The following is an 18,481-nucleotide window of genomic DNA, read 5'->3' as shown; positions in this document are numbered from 1 at the left end:
TTGACGTCCATGCGGGCACGTGTTCGTGTCCAGACCATCGGAAACGTGGTGTTGAGTGCAAGCACATTCGACGTGTCATCTTCGAAATTCGGACGCGTCTCCTCCCTCAACCGAATGGGCGATTTGCGACGTGCGATCGGGATACGAGACTCCGAATTCGGTCATAGAGTGTCCCACGAGAGATTTTATCGCCCCCCTGAACGGGTGCGGGGCGGCAGTGCCTCGCTGATTCCGAATGAGTACAGACACAACCCAACGGGTCGGGAGTATCGTCGAGCGGACTGAACTGGGTCACGAACTCGTCGTCGTCACCGAGTGGCGAGCGTCGACTACTGACTCACTCGCAGACCTTGCAGCGTTCGACCATGACCGTCGTCGATTCTGGCGGTGTACGGAGTGCCGTCAGGAACACGCGTCCAAGGATGCGTTCGACGCGGTGTGCATAGCGAGCAGGCCGACCAACAACTAACGACCCTTCAGACAACCAGCCGACCGCAGTTTTGTTCGCCCCACAAGGGTGCGGGGCGTTGCAGTAGCGCGCCACACAGAACGCATGTCACTGAGAGAAATCTACGAACGAACGTTCGACGAATCGTGCGGGAAATCAATTGATGCCACTGACTGCCCGGAGTGCGACGGGAGGCTCGCAACGGACGGCGGCGAAACCAGTTGCGAAGCCTGTGGGCTCATCGTCGACCACTACTACATCGACCACACCCACGGCCCACGCGTGTTCGATGACGACCCAGTTCCAACACGACGAACTGGAGGCCGACTCACTCCCACTCGTCACGACCGCGGCGTCTCTGCAGAAATCGGCTACAATCGTGATGCGAACGGCCAGCGGGTGTCGTCAGAAAAGCAGCGACAACTTCACCGACTTCGCCGTGAACATCGCCGTGCGCGGTTTGGGTCGAAAGCAGAGCGGAACCTCGCGACTGCCCTCCAAGAAATCGCACGGATGGGAAGTGCCCTCGACCTCCCGTACAGTGTCGTCGAAGAGGCGAGTCAGACGTACCGCCGGGCACAACAGCAGGACCTCATTCGCGGACGTTCGCTCGAGATGATGGCTGCAGGAAGTCTGTATGCGACGTGCCGGGCGCGTGGGCTCCCGCGCCGACAAGCGGAAATTGCAAACGTCGCTCGGTGCACCGTCATCCAGGTTCGAACGGGGTATCGTGTCCTCAACAGCGAACTGGGAATCGACGCACAGATTGTGACTGCACGGACGGCCGTTCCACGGCTTGCATCGGACTGCGGCGTCTCATCTGCGATCCAAGCACGTGCGTACGAACTCGCAGAACTCGCTGACGACGATGGGATTACGAACGGACGAAATCCCATGGGTGTGGCAGCGGCTTGTCTGTATCTCGCGACAAAACAACACGGCGGGAAGCAGACCCAAGCGGAGTTCGCGACAACGGCAGACGTAACGGTCCCAACACTCAGAGCGAGGTATTACGAACTCACTGAGCGGGTGTGAGTGACGGCAGCGCCGAGATTACGACTCGTCGTCTTGTGGTGGCCGACGCGAGAGTCGGTCAAACCGTGACTGAGCGGCTTCGGTTCGTTCTTCTGTCTCGTCTGGCTTGTACGTCCCGTTCTTGTACTCCCCATCTGAGACGGTGACTGTGAGGACTGAATTTTGTTTTCTTGCACGCCACGGCAAGTCGTCGCGGTCGACAACGAGCTGGTCGATATCGCGGCCGTCTTCTTCGACGAGTAAGACTGCCAGGTCGTCTTCGAAGCGGTCGACTGTCGCGGTGTAGGTCCCGTCTGGAATCATGCGTACGTCTCCTCAAGTACGGTTGCACCGGTATTATTCAGTACGGTGATAGTATCGCCATCATTGTTCCAGACAGCAGAACCTGAGCCCCAGTAGAGATCAGTCGACGTGTCGGCTCCAGACCCGGTGTGAAGTGTGATGGTTGCGCCCGCAGCCAGTGTCGTGCCATCAGGGACGGTGTACGTCCGACCAGATGCATCGGAGATTGTCCATCCCGAGAGGTCGAGTGATTCGCTTCCGGTATTCTTGAAGACAATGTACTCGTCGTTCAGATTCTCAGTATCGGACCCAGCTGCATCTGCATGGACTTCCACAACAGCAAGCGAAGCGTCCGTCGTGTCTGTTCCACCATCAGTCGCAACCGGCGTGAGAGTCGTCAGACTCCCACCCGCCGTGATTTCGGTTCGAACAGTCACGTCAGGCTCCGTCCCAGGTTCAATTGCAGTTCCGTCACGGAGTTCTATTGGGCGCGTCGGTGCCGCTTGCTGCGTGCTGATTCTCACTTGATCGCCGTTACTCGCAAAGACAATCGTACCGTGTGTTGCGGTCCAGTACGTCGGTATTGACTGTGCATCCAATCGTTCGAGCGTCTCCTCATTCGGGTGGCCGTACTGTGAGTCGTAGTCGCTCGAAACAACCGCGACCTTGGGCTGGACAGCCTGAAGGAACTCCTCGCTTGTACTCCCTTTCGAGCCGTGGTGGCCGGTCTTCAAAACCGTCGCTTGCAGATTCGAACCGTACGTGTCGATAAGGTACTCTTCAGCTTCGTGTTCGGCATCACCTGTGAATAAGAACCGTGTCGACCCGAACTGCGTCATCAGAACAATGCTGTTCTCGTTTCTGTCTTCACTCGCAAGGTAGCCTTCAGGCGGAGACAGCACTGTTGCCGTCACCAGCCCCATCGAAATCTGGTCACCGGCTTGTGTTCGGTACAGTGGGACGTCGTGTTCTTCGACGGCATCGAGGTATGCAGCGTAGGTCTGTGAGGTGGATGCGATACCGGGGTCGTAGATTGCACCCACACCATTCGCCTGTGTCTCGTAATACTCGATGATGGCTGCGTTTCCACCGATGTGGTCTGCGTCAGCGTGCGAGGTCACCAAGTAGTCCAACCGCTGGATATCGTGGGCCTGGAGATACGCGAGGACGTGCTCACCATCGTCACGGAAATCACCAGAGTCGATGAGCATCGTCTCACCATTCGGTGCGACGAGGAGCGTACTGACCGATTGCCCGACGTTAATGAAGTGGACCTCGAGCGTTCCGTTAGGAGATGCGGCCGCAGTCGTGGTCTGCGCTGCTGTTGCCTCTGTTGCAGTCGTTGGTTGACCAGGTGACTCGCCCACATCGAGCGACCCACCACCGGTACAACCCGCGAAAAGGACGAGGACGACAACAACAACCGTCCGGAGAGACGCAGTCATATCTGAGTAGTAGACTGCGAGGGAGTTACCTCTATTTGCTCAGTTAGTCATGAGTGAGTTCTGTGTACGATTGCTATCACTCGGGTCGAAGTCGATGACCTCCTTCTCGTACGGCATCGCTCGCACTTCGATACCGCGCCAGTCGCCATCGAGGCCGACGAGTGCCTGTGAGTAGCCGAGTCGGTCGGACCCAGGAACGGCATCTTGAACGAACCGCATCTGGGCGTGGTTCAGTCCGAACTCATTCGCCCACTGTTCGTCCATGCCGTCGAGACGGTGGAACTGCTTGATAGCACACTGGTCAAGAATCGCTTCTGATTCAGGGTGCTGGAAGAACTCGTCGACGGTCTGGGTAACGAGTCGAACCGAGAGGTCGTGATGCCGATGATGGCGGAACACCGTCTCGAGGAACGACAGGCTCTCTGTGTCTTGCATGATGTAGCGAGCCTCGTCGATGACGAAGACAACCTCTTTGTCGGTCTCTTTCGCTCGTTCGTAGACAACAGAGATGAGCAACTGCATAAGCAGACTCGTACTCCCACCGACGGTTCCTTCCTGCTGGCCGAGGTCGAGATAGATGACGTTCTCGTCGCGGATCTCGAAGTCGGTCTGCCGACCGAGATTCTCGTATCGGCCTCCTTCAGCGAAGGGGCGAAGCTGGTCGATGAGCCAGGCAGCATCGGCTTCGAGCTTCTCGGTTTCGACAGATGTCCGGACGACGAATTCCTCAGGCGTTTCAGACAGTGCAGTCAGTACGTCGAGGACATCCCGCATCGTCGGACTCTCGTTGCTGTGGGTGGCGATGTCATCAGTAATTCCGTTCCGACGATAGGCCTCGCTAATCGCGAGTTCGAGTGTGGTTCGACGGTCGCCAAGGTGGATTCCCCGAAGTGAGAAGAAATTGGTGAGGAAGCTCAGAACGCTGTCTATCTTCTCATTGAACGGACTCGCGTCATCGCCGAGTGTCTGTTGGACGCGCGCTGGCATCGGTTTGATTTCGAGTGGGTTCAGCCCCATACTCCCACCAACAGTAATCCGGTGGCCGTTGAGTGCCTCGGCAACGCCAGTCCAGTTATTGAGTGGTTCAAGAATGATCCCAATCCGGTCGTTCGAATTCGAAATCGATCGGATGAAGTTCTGCTTCGCACCGAAAGACTTCCCAGAGCCAGGGTCACCGACGGTGAACATCGCGTAGCCGTTCTCACGAGCGAATGCGTCGACCACCACTGGGCTATCGTTGTGTCGATGAATCCCGACTTCAACACCATCTGGTTCGAGAATCGTTGGGTTGTGTGGCGACGCCAACAATGCACCCACAGCGCCACCGAGGGCAACTACGTCCTCGTCGAACGGGTTTGGTCCGAGGGGTGATGCTGCTTGGAGGCCGCGGTCCTGCGCGCAAATTGCCGTCTTCGGTGTGAGATTCGCAGGATGGTCTCGGAGTCGTCGTTTGACCGTTCGAACAGCTTCACGGAGCTCGTCGCGTGTCTCCGCACGAACCGTCAGAAACATCGCTTGAGAGAAGACATGCTGACCTTCCTCGACTGCAGTGTACGTCGCAGTTGCTTCATCAGCGCGCGTTTGGAGATACGACCCACGAACGGTCTGCTCGAGCTTCGCATCAACCTGCAAGTTGTCTGCGAGCGTTTGGAGCTCATCACGAGCACGCGTCTGGTTCTTGGGATGAAGTCGGATCGTGCAGTCGAACTCGATATCGGTGAGGTTGAACAGCTCGTTCAGATAGCCGTCTTTGGGATAGTCTGGATATGACGCGAGGTAGAGCGTCGTCGTCCATTGCTCACCAACACGAGCGGCGCGAGTGTCCCACTCAATCGCGGCCGGTGCGACAGTATCAGCGTGGAGTGAGTCGGCCGCTTCGAGGATGGACATCTCGTTGGATGCGGCTTCCAGCGTGGATGGATCGAGTACTGCGGTTGGGTCGAATGACTCGGGAGAGCTGCTTCTTCGTGCCCAGACACTAACAACGATGACACCAGCGAGGAACCCAAGTGCAATCGCGAACACCACCTCGGTGAGTGGCACTGGCGTGAACCCTTCACCCACCTGTAACGCGGAGAGATTATGCATCTCGTTCCTCTCGTGTGCTCTGTCGAAGTACTGGACCTGACCGAACACTCTCATTTGGAGCCCCATACTCGTGGCCCGAGCCATTCCAGAATTCGACCGAGAGCAGGAACTGCTCAGTCGTTGGGAGCCGACGAGCGGCCCAGCCATGTTGTTTTCCGATGAACTCTGTTTCGAGGGTCCGACAGCGCGCTTCGACCGCATCGAACAATCGAGCGCGAACTTCACCCTCGGTAAGTCGCTCACGCCGCGTGACGAACGGTGTGATAACGAGGCCGAGGAATGGAATCTTCGTCAGTCGTTCGAGTGGCGTCTGCTCGTCGGTAGAGTCGTGATAGACTTCGAACGGAGAGACTTCGACACCGAGGTAGTACCGAATCTCCTGGGTTCCAGCCATCTCCTTCGGACGTGCCTCTCGATATTCAGCCAGTAGTCTCTCGAACGCAGGGTTTTGCTGGACATCTTCGTCAGTGAGTCGCTCATCGATACGCTCGACGAGTCGGTCGACTGGGAACGGTTTCGTCGTCGCGTGGAGTGAGAGTGGGAAGTCAAGTTCGTTATTCGCGAACGTTTCGGCAATGGCCTGTCGTTGTGCCCAATCGCCCGACATCGCAAAATCCATATTCGACGGGATGAGCTCGACCATGCCGACCATCGTGCCATCAGTGCGTTCGAGCGCTCCCGCACCGGGCCACGCGTGTTCGACGTGGGTGAGGTCTTGCGTTCGTTCATCTGGTGTGAACGGACTGTAGTCGCCGACATGTGACGCCGAATCGTTCCCAGCGGCACTCACATCTGAAGAGTATGCATTCGTTGTCGATGGCCGGGCGAAATAATGGCGACTGAGGTCGGACAGCCACTCAGTCGTCGTTCGATGTGAGGGCGTTGCGTAGACGGTCAACAGGCCACTGACGAGCCCACCGAGACCGAGTGGCCACAACAGTGAGTCGATGCCGACCAATCCCGCAATGAACACCCCTGCGATTGGAAAGCCAATAATGGGGTACAGGTCTCCTTCGTCGATGTTGAGGATGGGAATCCGAGCCTCTTCACCGAGTGTCTTCATGAGTCGTCGTTCTGCAGGTGTATCGTTTGACATCAGTAATATCCAGGATCGTTCTCAGTTCGGCGGTACGAGGGGATGCCGCGTTGGCCGTGGGCATCGGAGGCGATGTTATCATTGCGAGTGCTGGACTGTGGTGAGCCCTGACTGGAATCTCCAATCCGGTGTTCGACACCGCGGATCGCTGCGGCACGAGCACCGACCTTCGCGACAGTCGTCGCGCTTGCTGGCCCACCGACGACACCGGCACCGACGACCGTTCCAACGGTTGCAGCGGTGCCAGCGGTCCGGCGGACAACACGAGTCGTCTTCGGTGCGACATCGGTGAAGAGTCGCCAGACGACGTACACCGAAATCACAGGGAGCGAGACTCCAACGAGGTAGCGTGCAAATGCAGAGACAGGGAGTAGCCCAACGTCGAGCGCGGATGTGAGGACGAGGTCGTACGCCCCAAACAGCAGTGCAACCGGAAGCGGAAACACGAGCAGTGGGATGAAGCGACGACACAGCGAGGCTGCAAGGCGAGAGACGACGGGAATGTTCGAATACGCGATTGCGAGGCCAAACGGCATGGCGTAGACGAAGCCGAAGATAAGCAGGTCACGAACAATGAACAACGCCTGTAAGACCCACATGGCGACTGCACCGACGAGACCCAATCCAAAGGCAAGAATGGGGTTTGTAATCGTCACGATGAGCAGATCAGCGACAAGTGTTCCCACGCTCTCGACTGGTGGCAATAGGAGAATGGTGAGGCCATCAACAAGGGTGAGCGAGGCCGCTGCAATCCAGTACCACAGAACGATGAATGCACCGCCAATCCATGCAGATTGTGAGGTTGCTCGTGCGGTCAGTGGATTTCCGATATTGAACACGCGGATGGTATTCCGCGCTTGGACAGCGATGACCAGAATCAACAGTGCAAGGAATGTGGTTTCGCCTGCCACGAGTGTGTCGTGAAGTGAGACCCACGGTTCGTTGACGGGGGTCCCAACACCCAGGACACTTCCCGTCTCAGGGGTTGGTGTTCCGAATGCTGCTTGCGTCAGTTGGTTGTACCCCTCAGCGATGCCCTGTTGGAGCCACCCGGTGACTGCAGTAAGGATATCGTTGAACCATTCACTCCCAAGCTCTGCAAGTGAGAGTTCAGCCATCGTACCTCCGAGACCCTGCAACTCGTCTGGCGGGGTGAGGCTCGCATCGAGGTCTGAAGCTGTGCGTTAGTCGTGCCGACTGTGGATCTGGTGGTCTGTGATTGAAGTTCATACTCATGAGAGGAATGCGCCGAGGTGCCGCCCTGCAAAAAGGACGAGTCCGATCGGAATTGCAAGCTGGAAAATGTCCCACCCCACTGCTGTGAGTCCAGGTGTCGAGATGAGTGGGTGCCATGCAACCGTTGCGTCGGCTGATGTGTACGCTTGTTGACCAGGCACCCACGGTGTTGGCTCGAAGACAGCTGTGTAGACGCCAGGGGTCGTCACAACAACGGTCGCACTCCCGGATGAATTGAGGGCGACAGGCTGCTCCCCCACTGTGAGTACGCCCGCACTGTGATTCGATGTGGTCGGCCCAACAGCAAGCGGTGTCCCGGTCATGTTGTTACGAAGCGTGACACGCAACGTCGCCTCGGTCGTCGATTGCGACACAACCCTAATCGACAGTGCAGGCTGCTGTGCGACGGGCGGAGTTTGCGGGAGTTTGATCGTCGTCTCCCCTCCAGAAACGATACCAGTCAGTCGAACTGCCGAGGTCGACGGATGGCGGAGGCGAAGGCGTACTGGTCGCTGATACGCCGTTGGAGAGACAGTGACGTTTGAATCGACAGTGGGGGCCGAGTCAACCCACTGTCCAGAAACGTCCTGAATCGAGAGTGAACCCCACTGTTCGTCGACCTGTGGATGGCCAGTCGTTGGGACGGCATGGACAACGAGCGGTCGGTGGCGAGTGTGGACTCGGTCGGTCGTTGTCGACGTCCGAGAGACGAGCGTCTCCCAGGCTGGGTCACCAGCGGTATAGAACTCCCAGACATTCTGGACTTGGAGGTCTGGGTGCCCCTCAACAGTGTATTGACTCCACGGAGTAGGGGTTGAAAGGAGGACTTCGTCTGTACCGTCCGGATATGCAACGACATCCACACTCGCTGCCGGCTCTGTGATGTGGACAGGAATCGACTCGCTGACTGTAATCCGCTCTGAGATCACTTCGCTCGTCGTTTCCGTGGATTCGTTCGTCTCGACAGTGACGGTCTTCTTGAGTTGTGCAGTTACCGTCGCGTGCAACACAACCTGTGTCCGACCCAGACCAAGATTCTGATACTCGAATCGTGGCGTCTGTGTTCCAGTCGTCGAACCGAGAGTCCGGTTCTCAGTGACGAGTTCGACAGCGTCGACTCCGTGAGAGAGAACAGACCACGAAATGGTCGTGTTCTCCTTCTCAACGGTTTTTGTATCGAGTCGGTAGTCGACGAACCCGTATATCGTCCCGTTGGGTCGGGCATAGCGAACGGTACGCGATTCTGTCTGATGTACGAGCGTCGATGGTGAGACAGCAACAAGCGACGCATGAACATCGCGAAGTCGCCCGCTCGAGTTCACTGTCGCCGTGTGCGGAGCGATGGACGTCGTTTTGTCACCCGGTTTGATGCCGCTGATGAGGTGAGCGTTTGCCTGTCCAGTTGTGGGGGGACTGTCATATACGACGTCCGTGCAGGTCGAAAGCAGGTCAACAGTCGACGGCACAGCGTCGACGTCGTATGTGGCCATGTAGTCTGTCGTATTCATGCACGAATCGGCATCGTCAGACCACAGTGTGGCGTTCGATTGCGGTGGTGTCGGGGTCGTATTCTCTGGCGCTGTTGCTCCAACTGTCCCGGCCATCACGCAGACAGCCCAGAATACAGTGACCAATACAACAGCGTAGTTGGTGTGGCGAGTCACGCCCGCGGGTCACACAGGAATGAGGTCGACACAGGAGGCAAGTGGAAGCCCCATTGTACTGCCGGCAACCGTGTAGAGCGGACCAAGCAGAACTAACGTCAGCGTCGATTTAAGCGCGGTTCGCTTTTGTCGCTTGATCTTTTCTCGCTGGTCTGGGCTCAGTGTAAACATCTCTGTAAGCGAATTCGCTTGCCAAACGACGACTAAGCCGACAATTCCAATCCCTGTCGTGAGTTGAAAGAAGCCTGAAATCATCGTCGGAAGACGCTCTGCTTCGCAGACGATACTCTCTTGGGCAAGTGCGGGCTCAACCGCGATGAAACTGAGGACGACAAGTCCGATGAAGCCGTGCGTGACGACTCGGTGCGTAATCGAGCGAGTTGCTGCTGGTGTGGTGGGGACAGAAGATGGATCTGTACCTCCAACGACTGCAGAGTTTGTATGCGTCATGTAAGTTGGGTAGTGAGTGGACGACAAGTCGCCCAATTGTGGTGAACGAGTCACCAGGGCAGTGTCAGCCAGATAGACTACTCCAGCTAATCACTGAGCTTCATACCATATTTCTAGACATAAACATAACGAGGCATTATCAATTTAGATAATGTGTGTGTATGTGAAACCACCCACATTAGCGATTTCACTGGGGTTTATCGCATTAGTGAATAAAATTCTCTAACTTGAAACTCACAAAGTTGGGTGGCCACCAGCAGAGTGTACAGACAACTGCTGAGGGGTGTGCCCACTGACGACTAACTCGTAGTCGAAGACGGCTTCACCGACACCAATGTCGCGGCCGACTGCACAGCTCGCGAGGCGACTATTTGTCATCTCGGCGCGTATTCGTAGCGATGATTCAGTCGATTCTGTTTCCCACGGACTGGAGCGCCGGCGCAGACCGCGTGTTCGACCACGTCTGTCAGCTGGCGAGTAGACACGACGCAACCCTCCATATCGTCCACGTCTCCCCCGAAGAGCCACGCCGTCGTCCGAAAACAAACGACGTCGACGAACTCCTTGAAGACGCGGTAGAGCGCGCAGACAAGGCGGGAGTCGACGCGGTGTCTGCAGTCGTCAACGGCGAACCGTACCTCGAAATTCTCGACTACGCTACCACACACGATATCGGCCTCATCGCCATGCCGACGCACGGCCGGCGAGGGCTCCGGCGGTTGCTCCTCGGGAGTACGACAGACCGTGTTCTCCGCCTCTCGGACGTTCCCGTGCTCACGGTTCGGCCGGACAGCGTCGACGAACTGGCTGCTCCCTACCGAACCGTCCTCGTTCCAACAGACGGGAGCGAGTGTGCGGATGCTGCGCTTATCCTAGGCGTCGACCTCGCGAGAACCGACGACGCCGACCTCCACGTGCTGTCGGTCGTCGACACCAGTTTGCTCGGCGCTGACATCACTGCGGATATCGAAATCAATCTCATCGATTCGAACGCACACGACGTGGTCCACGACGCGGTCGAACTCGCTCGCGATGCAGGTGTCGACTCTGTGACGGGGACTGTCGAATCCGAGACCTCGGTTCACCGAGCTATCACCGCGTTCATCGACGACCACGACGTCGACGTCGTCGTCGTCGGAACCCACGGGAGAACAGGAATCGACCGGTATCTGCTCGGTAACGTCGCAGAGAAACTCTTCCGAACGTCACCAGTGCCTGTCTTGACGGTTCGAGCGCCACTGGACGAGTGAGAGACACGACGTCGTCGGCGCTCCGTCTCTGAACAGTGACGTGGTGGTCCTCGTCCGTGGGAGACGAATCACCCGCACTTCCCGTGGTGGCACTCGCCCACCCGTTCGTTCAACGAGTCGTCATACCTGACTGTCAAGAATGTCTTAGAATTGATATATTGTGGTCGAGGACGATTACCCTTCATGGTCGACGTACCTGACCTCGGAATCGAGATTCCGGAGATTACACAGATAGCGTTCGTGGTCGAAGACATCGAAGACGGGATGGACCGTTTTGGAGCTATCCTCGGACTTGGCCCGTGGGACGTCTACGAGTTCGCTTCACCGACGCTCCACGACACGACCTACAAAGGAGAAGAACACGACTATTCGATGACGCTGGCGCTCACCTACGCGGGCGACACGATGATAGAACTCATCGAACCGCAGGAGGGAGAGAGCATCTACACCGAGCATCTGGACAAACACGGCGAGGGCCTCCACCACGTCGCGTGCTTCGCGTTCGAGGACACCGAAGCGGTGGTCGAGACGTTCGAGGAGAACGGCATGCCCGTCCTCCAGAGCGGTGTCTACGACGAGGTTCCGTACTGGTACTTTGATACGGCTGACCAGATGAACGGTGTCATCTTCGAGACGGCGACGAACCTCGAAGCGATTCCTGAGCCTGACAGACAGTATCCCTGAGAGATATCGACCCCGCCTTTTTTCACGGTGCAACGCTCAGTTGACCGCTTTCGACAGCTCTGCTCCTGCTTTGAACTTCACCTCGTTCGAGAGCTCACTCGTTTCGACGAGATGGAGTATCGGGGCATCCAGCGCCGTCACGACACTCGTTGGTGTGGGGCTGGGGTCGGTGTCGTCACAGTCGCCGGTTCCGCTGGCAAGCGCTTCCTTGGACTGTACTCTCCAGTAGCCTCCACCGTCTGTACCGCAAACAGAGTGTACGCCATCTGGGAGAGTGTCTGCCTCTGCGTCGTACCTACTCAACAGCACAGTCGCGTCTTTGGCGCTCCTGCCTCGCCGTCTTCTCCTGATAATCGACCGGAGTTCCGTCGCACTGCGCTCGATGTCCGACGGAGTGAGTCCGATGACTTCGTTGGGGGCTTCGCCGACCAGCAGGGTCGCCGTGTTTTCGTAGAGTGCGCCGTCGTCGACCACCCAGCCACCGGTGTAGAGGTACTGGTCGTCGTGGCGAATCCGCCGCACGTAGAACAGCGCAGGCATCGGACTCGGACAGTCCGCTGGCGTCACAGACATCGGGCAGACGAGCGTCGGCGTCACGCCAACAGCACCGGTGACACGTTCGTCCCCCCACGAATCGAGCGTCTCGAGTGTGCTCGCGGTCCCATCTTCCGAGACGAGTACCATCCGTTCAGCTTGCTTGGCTTCGGGTGTCGCGCCCGTGACGACGACCCCACCGGAGGTGGTGAACACGGCGACTTTTCGCGTCTTCGATTTGTCTTCTTCGAGCGTCGCAGAGAGGAGATTACGGCACGCGATATCCCGGTGAACCAGAAGTGCTCGACTGTTCGCGTTCTCCGCACATCGGTCGCTGTTTGGCTCGCCGGTGAAGTAATCCAACAGTCGCTGTGGTGTGAGTTCGTCAGCGACTGCACCGCGATTGCCCGGGAGGCGTGCGTCGGGGAGAGAGACGGTGAACCGCTCACCGATAGTCGGCTCTCCATCGAGATACTCGTACAGTTCCTCCTTACCGTCCGGTAGTCCATCGTCGTCGGAATCGTCGTCTCCTCGTCTGGTCCTCGGTTTGTTCGACCGAGAGGAGTTGTAGTCCTGTGCTTTCGTGGAGGTGCTCGTGGCCCACCCGTCGAGTTCGATTTCGGCAGAGAGAAGCCCAGACCCACCGCTGACCGTCGATGGAATGTGGCGGATATCCGCGTGTCCAACTCCGTAGACCCGAGCGGTCCCATCACCATCGGTGACTGTGTCTTCCGAGGAAGCATCGCCGGTGTAGTAGAGTGCTGGGGCCGCCCCGGTGTTGGTCGTCGCGCGTGCGACCCGCCCGAGGCAGCCACTCAGCCCAGCGACGCCGAGACTACCACTGGCCGCGAGTAGTCGCCGTCGCGTCGTTGTTGGGGATGATTCGGACGCGACGTCAGTGGTGTCCGCTCGACTATTCATTACAAACCTGATAGTCAGTGTAAGATATTAAATAAATGTGTCAAATAAGCCGTGGCTCCTGTTTGGGTGTTTCAGCACACACCGATGCTCGTGTCACCCAAGTCGTCGCGGCCCGGTCGCCCCGAGCGTGGCGGCGTAGAGCGTGACCGCAGGGAGAACCGTCTCGACAGGACCGTGTCGGAACTGCTCGGCGAGGTCCTGCAGCGCCGAGATGTCGTCGTCTGCCAACCCAACGTCGCGGAGGTCGTCCGGCGCGAGACGCGGCGTGTACGGGAGCGACGACACCTGTTCTGCGGCGTTCGACCACGAGGCGACACAGGCCGCTTCGAACGCCGTCGATTCGAGGACCGATTCGAGGTCGGCCCACATCGTGTCGAGGAGTGACGGCCACTGTGCGAGACTCCGATAGATGGTCGGGAGTCCGGAGTCGAACCCGTGGACGTCCTGAATGGACCCCACCGTCGCTGCGAGTGAGTCGGGGACGTCCTCGTACGGAATCATGGTGACCGACCGACCGGTCTCGCGGTTCAGCTCGGGGAATGGCGCGGTCGCCTCCCAGTCCTCGGCGGGTGACTCGCCGACCGGGTCTTCGGAGAGTGCTCGGTCGAGCACCTCGAAGACGAACGCGAGTCGGGGGACGACAGTGTCAAGCGTGACGAGTTGTCCGCGCACTTCTCGGAACTCTGCCGGCGAGATGCCGACGGCACTCGGAGTGTAGTGCGGGAGCGCTCGGTCGTCTTCGAGAACAGCGAGAATCGTGTCACGGTATTCGACCTCGTAACGGGCGAACGACCGCGTCTCGAACGCCGGTTTGAGTTGCCCCCACGCGTATCGGAGGAACTCGGGTTGGTTCGCCATGAGCGCCCGGAAGAACCAGTTGACGACCGGTGCCCGAAACGTGGTCTTGAGGTCGTCGTAGAGTCCTCGTTGCCACCCTGTCGCCTCCGATTCGTACACCTGTTTGCTCACGTCGATGGTCATGATACAGGTACGCACAGTGGGTGGGGTAAAAGGCGTTCTGACGAAACCAGCGCTGACTGACACTGCGACTACCTGTCGTCTAACCGTCGTCGATGAATCGGAATTCGAAGCACGGCGTCGGTTCCGCCTTCGTCTCGCTGGTCGAAGGAAACCTCGCCGTGGAGTTGGTCGGCACCCCACGTGACGAGCCAGAGACCGAGGCCACTCCCGTGTTGGAGTGGGGTCTCTTCGTTGGCTTCGATCGCCGCGAGTTCACTCGGGTCGATACCGGGGCCGTCGTCGACGACGTGCAGTTCGAGCGTTTCGTCTTCGACGGTTGCTGAGACGGTGACGACTGGTTCGTCCGAGAGTGTGTGCTCGACCGCGTTTTCGAGGAGTTCGGTGACGACGAATTCGAGCGTCGACGAGCATACGACGTCGCCGCTGGGCGGCGACTCGAACCGAACGGTCGCCGCGGGGTAGTCTGCTGTGATGGTGTCGGCAGCACTCCGTATCTGGACAGTGACGGGCGTACTTCGAATGCTGCCACCCGCGTTATTGGAGTCGCGGAGTTCGCCCAGTTTTCGAGCCTTCTCGCTGATGTTGACGAGCGACGTCGCGTGTGTGCGGACGACGTTGGCGTGCGAGCGTGCAGAGTCGAGATCTCCGTCTTCGAGGTCGTCGAAGACGAGGTCTGTATAGCCTTCCAAGAGGTTCGCCTCGGTCCGGAGATTGTGCCGCAAAACGCGGTTCATCACTTCGAGTTGCTGGAGGTTGTGACGCCTGTCGGTGACGTCCCGAAGGATGACCGCGTGGCCAATCGTCCGGCCCTGTGCGTCGGTGAACTCGTTGGTCAGGAGTTCGAAGTACCGCTGGGTACTGTCGAGTGAGAACGTGACTGGACTGCAGTCTCCCTGAAAGGGAGAGAACTCGGGCACGAGCGACCCAACACGTTGCCCTTTGAGTTCCGCGGCGGGCGTGTCGAACAGGGTCTCTGCCGCTTCGTTCAGGTCGGTCACACGCCACTTCGTGTCCGTCACCAGCATGGCGTCGTTCATCGTCTGGACCACGCGGTCACGGGCCATCCACCGGGGGACTGGTCGTGATTCGAGGAGGTCGTACCGACTGAGGGCGACGGCACAGGCGAGGCCCGCAAACGTGAACGACGCAGGAGTCATGTCGAACGACGCCCCTTCGAGTTCGAGGAGTGTCGTCGCGAAGTTTCCGAAGACGGGCATCAGCGCGCCGACGACGAGTGTCCCGGCTTGTAATCGGTAGATGGTCGGCATGTCGAACGCCGTCCGGACGAGAATCGCCGACCCAGCGAGCCACAGTAAGTAACCGTAGCCGAGCATCACCCAGTACAGCGGCCCCCACTCGGTCTGGAGAATCGTAATGTACCCGCGACTCGCGGGGTCGATGGTGACAGTAGACCACATGAGGTGGTGTGCGGAGTTGGTCCACACGGCGACGAACGCGACCATCGGGAGGAGTGACGCGGCGATAATCGACGGAATAGACGTGTACCGGTCTCGACCTGAGTAGTTGGACGCGAAGATAAACCACGCCACGGGTGCGACGAGAACGCCGGCCCACTCGAGGTTCGCTACCAGGAGTTTGGTCGAGAGGTCCTCGGCGACGAGTTCGACGAGGTAGCCGAGAGACCACCACCCGCTGGCGAGCGAGAGTACGGCCAACGCAACTGCACCGGGTGTCGAGCGGCGTCGCCACGCGTACACCGCAACACCGAGACTCACCACACCGGCAATCGCCGTCAACGCGAGGGCGAGCGAGAGGAACGAGATGGGGTGGGTCGTGATAGCGGCGACTGACGCGATATCCAGCGCCGGCGCCTGCCCAGTCGTGGCCCACTCGTTCGTGTTCACGAATGGGTGTTTCTATTCAAGTGACAAAAGACTATGTTGTACCGGAATTTGCCCGGTGTCGGTACAAATCGTCCAGTCGGTTAGGCGACGAACGGCATCCCAAACACCACGACCGCGACGCCGACGGTCATCAAGACACCCTCTCCATCTCGGAGCGTGCAGAGGCGCTCGACAGACCAGTTCGTGTCAGTGAGTGAGTACGTAATCCACGTCGAGTAGACGAGGGCGGGCGTGAGTGCGGAGGGTGCCCACCACGGGATGTACCCGAGCGTCGCAGCGGCGACGACGAGAACCAGCGAAAGCACCTCCATCGTGTACAGCACGTACTGTGTTCGCCGGACACCGAGTGCCGTCGGCAGCGTCTCGACCCCGTTTTCGGCGTCTCCCGTGACGTCACGGACGTTGTGAACTTCGACTGAGACCGCAGAGCGAAAGAAGAACCAGAGTGCAGCGACGGCCGCACCAGGGAGGTGTCCGGACCCATTTACGGCGACGGCGACTGGGACGAACGCGACTGGGACTGCCCACGCGAGTGAGACGACAGTTGTGTTGACGAGGAAGACGTCTTTGAGGCGTTTGACAGACTCGCTGGGAATGATGGGGAAACTGTAGACTGCGGCGATTGCGCCGGGGAACAGCGTCAACCCGAGTCCGTAGAGCCCACCGTACTGGATTGCGAGTGCCACCGCGCCCACGACGGCGATAATCGAGAGGGCGGCGTACACGCGGGGGTACGCCGAAACGAACGCCGTTCGCTCAGCGTAGTTCACGGCGTCGGTTTCGAGGTCTGCGAGTTTGTCGAGGTTGTAGACCCCGACGGTCGCGAGGAGTCCGACGACGAGGGCGGTGTTGGCCCCGACTCCAGCGAGCGACGACGCGACGTACACCTCTCCAATCGTTGCGAGGCCGAGGAACAACGAGCTGTGAACGACAGCGGCGTACACCTGTGTTGGGAAGCCTTGGAGAGTGTTTACACTGGGAGCCCGTGCTGGTGTGGGTTGCATAGCGTCTACAATGTGAACCGAAAGACGATATGGTTCTCACGGCCGATGAGAATTTATCGGATTCGTACTGTTACCCAGTCTACGGCTGTCGACTGCAGAACTGTGACGTGACACTCCGTATTCGCTCTCAGTCAGCGAAGTATCGCGTGTTTCCACATGTTTCGGTCGAACGTGTACCGGGCCATCGCCACACATCTCGCTGCGGTCGGCAGTGGGTCAGTGCGGTCGAGGATATCGTAGTAGACGCCTGGTTCGACGAGTGGGAAGAACTCGCGGAGGGCGGCCCGGTCGCGTCGACTGACGAGATTCAAGATATCTCCAGGGAGCAAGAATCGGCATCGAACCCCTTCGGGGTAGTCTGTCACCGGCTCTGGGTCGTTTCCCAGTGCACATTGCACTAACTGCCATGGAAACTCGACGCCGGCACGGTACGGGAGGTGGAGAGACCCCCAGAACCGAGGGTTGACCTCCAGCAGCATCGGGGTGTCCGTCCGAGGGTCGAGTTTGAATTCGACCATGGCCACACCCTGCCAGTCGACATCGTCGAGGAGCGTTTTCGCTGCCTCGAACAACCGGTCGTCGTGGATACTCTCACGGAGTGTCGAGGGGCCACCGCTCGGCGGGAACTCACGAAGGCGCTGATACTCGAATCGTGCTTTTATCTCTCCATCCCACCTGAGGATTCCAGCACCCACGCCGCGTCCCTCTCGTGGGATCCGTTCTTGCACGAGTGGGCGGTCGCCCAGCTGACACGCGGTTCGATACGCGTCTCGGAATGCCTCCAGGTCGTCGACGTACTGAATCCCCTTCGACCCTGCTGCATCGCGGAGTTTGATGACGACTGGAAACGTGAGCTCTCTGGCCAGTTCGTACGCCTCATCGGCAGTATCCGGGTACACCGTTCGTGGGGCCGGTATGCCCAGCCGCTCGGCTTGTTGCATCACGTGGTCTTTTCGGACGAGACGCTCGAACGCCTCGTGTCCGGCGACTGGGACGAGTGTGTGTTTCGAGAGTCGGTCTTTGTGTTTGTTGACCAACCGCGTCGAAGCGTGTTCGACCGGGAGTAACACGTCGACGTCGTGGGTACTGAGATACTCGTCGAGAAAGTCGACGAACGCCTCGGGATGGGTCTGCGGGTCGGGGTAGACGACTCGTTTGTCGACGTATTTCGAAGCAAACGAGGTGGTAATTCTCGTCGATTCGCCACAGACTACCGTCACGCCGTGGCGACCAAGGGAACGAACGACAGCAAGTGCACTGCGTCGTTGCCCGTCTGTCACGAATACTGTCGTCATTACAGGTGAGTTGTCTGTGACGGTCTGGTTGTTCGACACGCTACTGTTGATTCCCGGCACCCCACAGACGAGGGAGCTGACCGCCTGTCTGCAATCCTAACTCCCGGCGAGTGAGAACGAAATGAAATAGACACTGAGGTGACTATTCGACTTCTAAGTAGATAATATTCGCGGGGGTGGGGTTCCAACGGTGGTTTCTTGCG

At 58.7% G+C, this 18,481-nt stretch carries 15 protein-coding genes; 4 read left to right on the top strand and 11 right to left on the bottom strand.

Features of this window, described 5'->3' with window-relative positions:
* Positions 1-235 precede the first annotated feature (235 nt).
* Positions 236-469: a hypothetical protein gene (locus GJR98_RS00645; protein ID WP_151134480.1), complete on the top strand. Its 234-nt coding sequence runs from the start codon at positions 236-238 to the stop codon at positions 467-469.
* An 84-nt stretch (positions 470-553) separates the two neighbouring features.
* Positions 554-1,483 carry a transcription initiation factor IIB gene (locus tag GJR98_RS00640; protein ID WP_151134478.1) on the top strand — a complete coding sequence of 310 codons (930 nt, stop codon included), beginning with the start codon at positions 554-556 and terminating at the stop codon, positions 1,481-1,483.
* 18 nt (positions 1,484-1,501) lie between these two features.
* Here GJR98_RS00640 and GJR98_RS00635 read toward each other — a convergent pair whose 3' ends face one another.
* The 6 genes from GJR98_RS00635 to GJR98_RS17890 form a co-directional block, all read right to left on the bottom strand.
* Positions 1,502-1,786, bottom strand: coding sequence for a DUF3006 domain-containing protein (locus tag GJR98_RS00635; RefSeq protein WP_151134476.1), 285 nt, complete (start codon positions 1,784-1,786; stop codon positions 1,502-1,504).
* A complete protein-coding gene (locus tag GJR98_RS00630; protein WP_151134474.1) occupies positions 1,783-3,210 on the bottom strand; it encodes a lamin tail domain-containing protein in 1,428 nt (475 codons plus the stop codon). Before GJR98_RS00630 ends, GJR98_RS00635 begins: the two co-directional genes overlap by 4 nt.
* A 39-nt stretch (positions 3,211-3,249) precedes the next feature.
* The gene (locus GJR98_RS00625) at positions 3,250-5,298 is read right to left on the bottom strand and encodes a VirB4 family type IV secretion system protein (RefSeq protein ID WP_225316344.1); all 2,049 of its coding nucleotides are present in this window, start codon (positions 5,296-5,298) and stop codon (positions 3,250-3,252) included.
* Positions 5,291-6,394 (bottom strand): hypothetical protein, encoded by a 1,104-nt coding sequence (locus GJR98_RS00620; protein ID WP_151134472.1) that lies wholly within the window; start codon positions 6,392-6,394, stop codon positions 5,291-5,293. Before GJR98_RS00620 ends, GJR98_RS00625 begins: the two co-directional genes overlap by 8 nt.
* Positions 6,394-7,512, bottom strand: coding sequence for a hypothetical protein (locus GJR98_RS00615; RefSeq protein ID WP_151134470.1), 1,119 nt, complete (start codon positions 7,510-7,512; stop codon positions 6,394-6,396). Before GJR98_RS00615 ends, GJR98_RS00620 begins: the two co-directional genes overlap by 1 nt.
* 1,791 nt (positions 7,513-9,303) lie before the next feature.
* Positions 9,304-9,744, bottom strand: a complete 441-nt coding sequence (locus GJR98_RS17890; protein WP_394349856.1) for a hypothetical protein — start codon at positions 9,742-9,744, stop codon at positions 9,304-9,306.
* A gap of 398 nt (positions 9,745-10,142) precedes the next feature.
* On the opposite strand from GJR98_RS17890, the gene GJR98_RS00610 reads away from it, so the two are divergent.
* Positions 10,143-10,994, top strand: a complete 852-nt coding sequence (locus GJR98_RS00610) for a universal stress protein (protein ID WP_151134468.1) — start codon at positions 10,143-10,145, stop codon at positions 10,992-10,994.
* Positions 10,995-11,177: 183 nt separating this feature from the next.
* Positions 11,178-11,678 (top strand): VOC family protein, encoded by a 501-nt coding sequence (locus GJR98_RS00605; protein WP_151134466.1) that lies wholly within the window; start codon positions 11,178-11,180, stop codon positions 11,676-11,678.
* A 36-nt stretch (positions 11,679-11,714) separates the two neighbouring features.
* Here the strand turns inward: GJR98_RS00605 and GJR98_RS00600 are convergent, their stop codons facing one another.
* From GJR98_RS00600 to GJR98_RS00580, 5 genes are all read right to left on the bottom strand, one after another.
* A complete protein-coding gene (locus GJR98_RS00600; protein ID WP_151134463.1) occupies positions 11,715-13,133 on the bottom strand; it encodes a hypothetical protein in 1,419 nt (472 codons plus the stop codon).
* A 93-nt stretch (positions 13,134-13,226) separates the two neighbouring features.
* A complete protein-coding gene (locus tag GJR98_RS00595; protein WP_154269679.1) occupies positions 13,227-14,114 on the bottom strand; it encodes a halocarboxylic acid dehydrogenase DehI family protein in 888 nt (295 codons plus the stop codon).
* A gap of 68 nt (positions 14,115-14,182) precedes the next feature.
* On the bottom strand, positions 14,183-15,937 hold the full coding sequence (locus GJR98_RS00590; protein WP_154269756.1) for a histidine kinase N-terminal 7TM domain-containing protein: 1,755 nt from the start codon (positions 15,935-15,937) through the stop codon (positions 14,183-14,185).
* Between the two features lie 122 nt (positions 15,938-16,059).
* The gene (locus GJR98_RS00585; protein ID WP_151134457.1) at positions 16,060-16,983 is read right to left on the bottom strand and encodes a UbiA family prenyltransferase; all 924 of its coding nucleotides are present in this window, start codon (positions 16,981-16,983) and stop codon (positions 16,060-16,062) included.
* Between the two features lie 131 nt (positions 16,984-17,114).
* A complete protein-coding gene (locus GJR98_RS00580; RefSeq protein WP_151134454.1) occupies positions 17,115-18,278 on the bottom strand; it encodes a carboxylate--amine ligase in 1,164 nt (387 codons plus the stop codon).
* Positions 18,279-18,481: the final 203 nt, after the last annotated feature.

The organism is Haloferax marinisediminis (assembly GCF_009674585.1).
Lineage (GTDB): Archaea > Halobacteriota > Halobacteria > Halobacteriales > Haloferacaceae > Haloferax > Haloferax marinisediminis.
The sequence above is the reverse complement of the archived record's forward strand: the minus strand, read 5'-3'. Positions and strand labels throughout refer to the sequence as shown.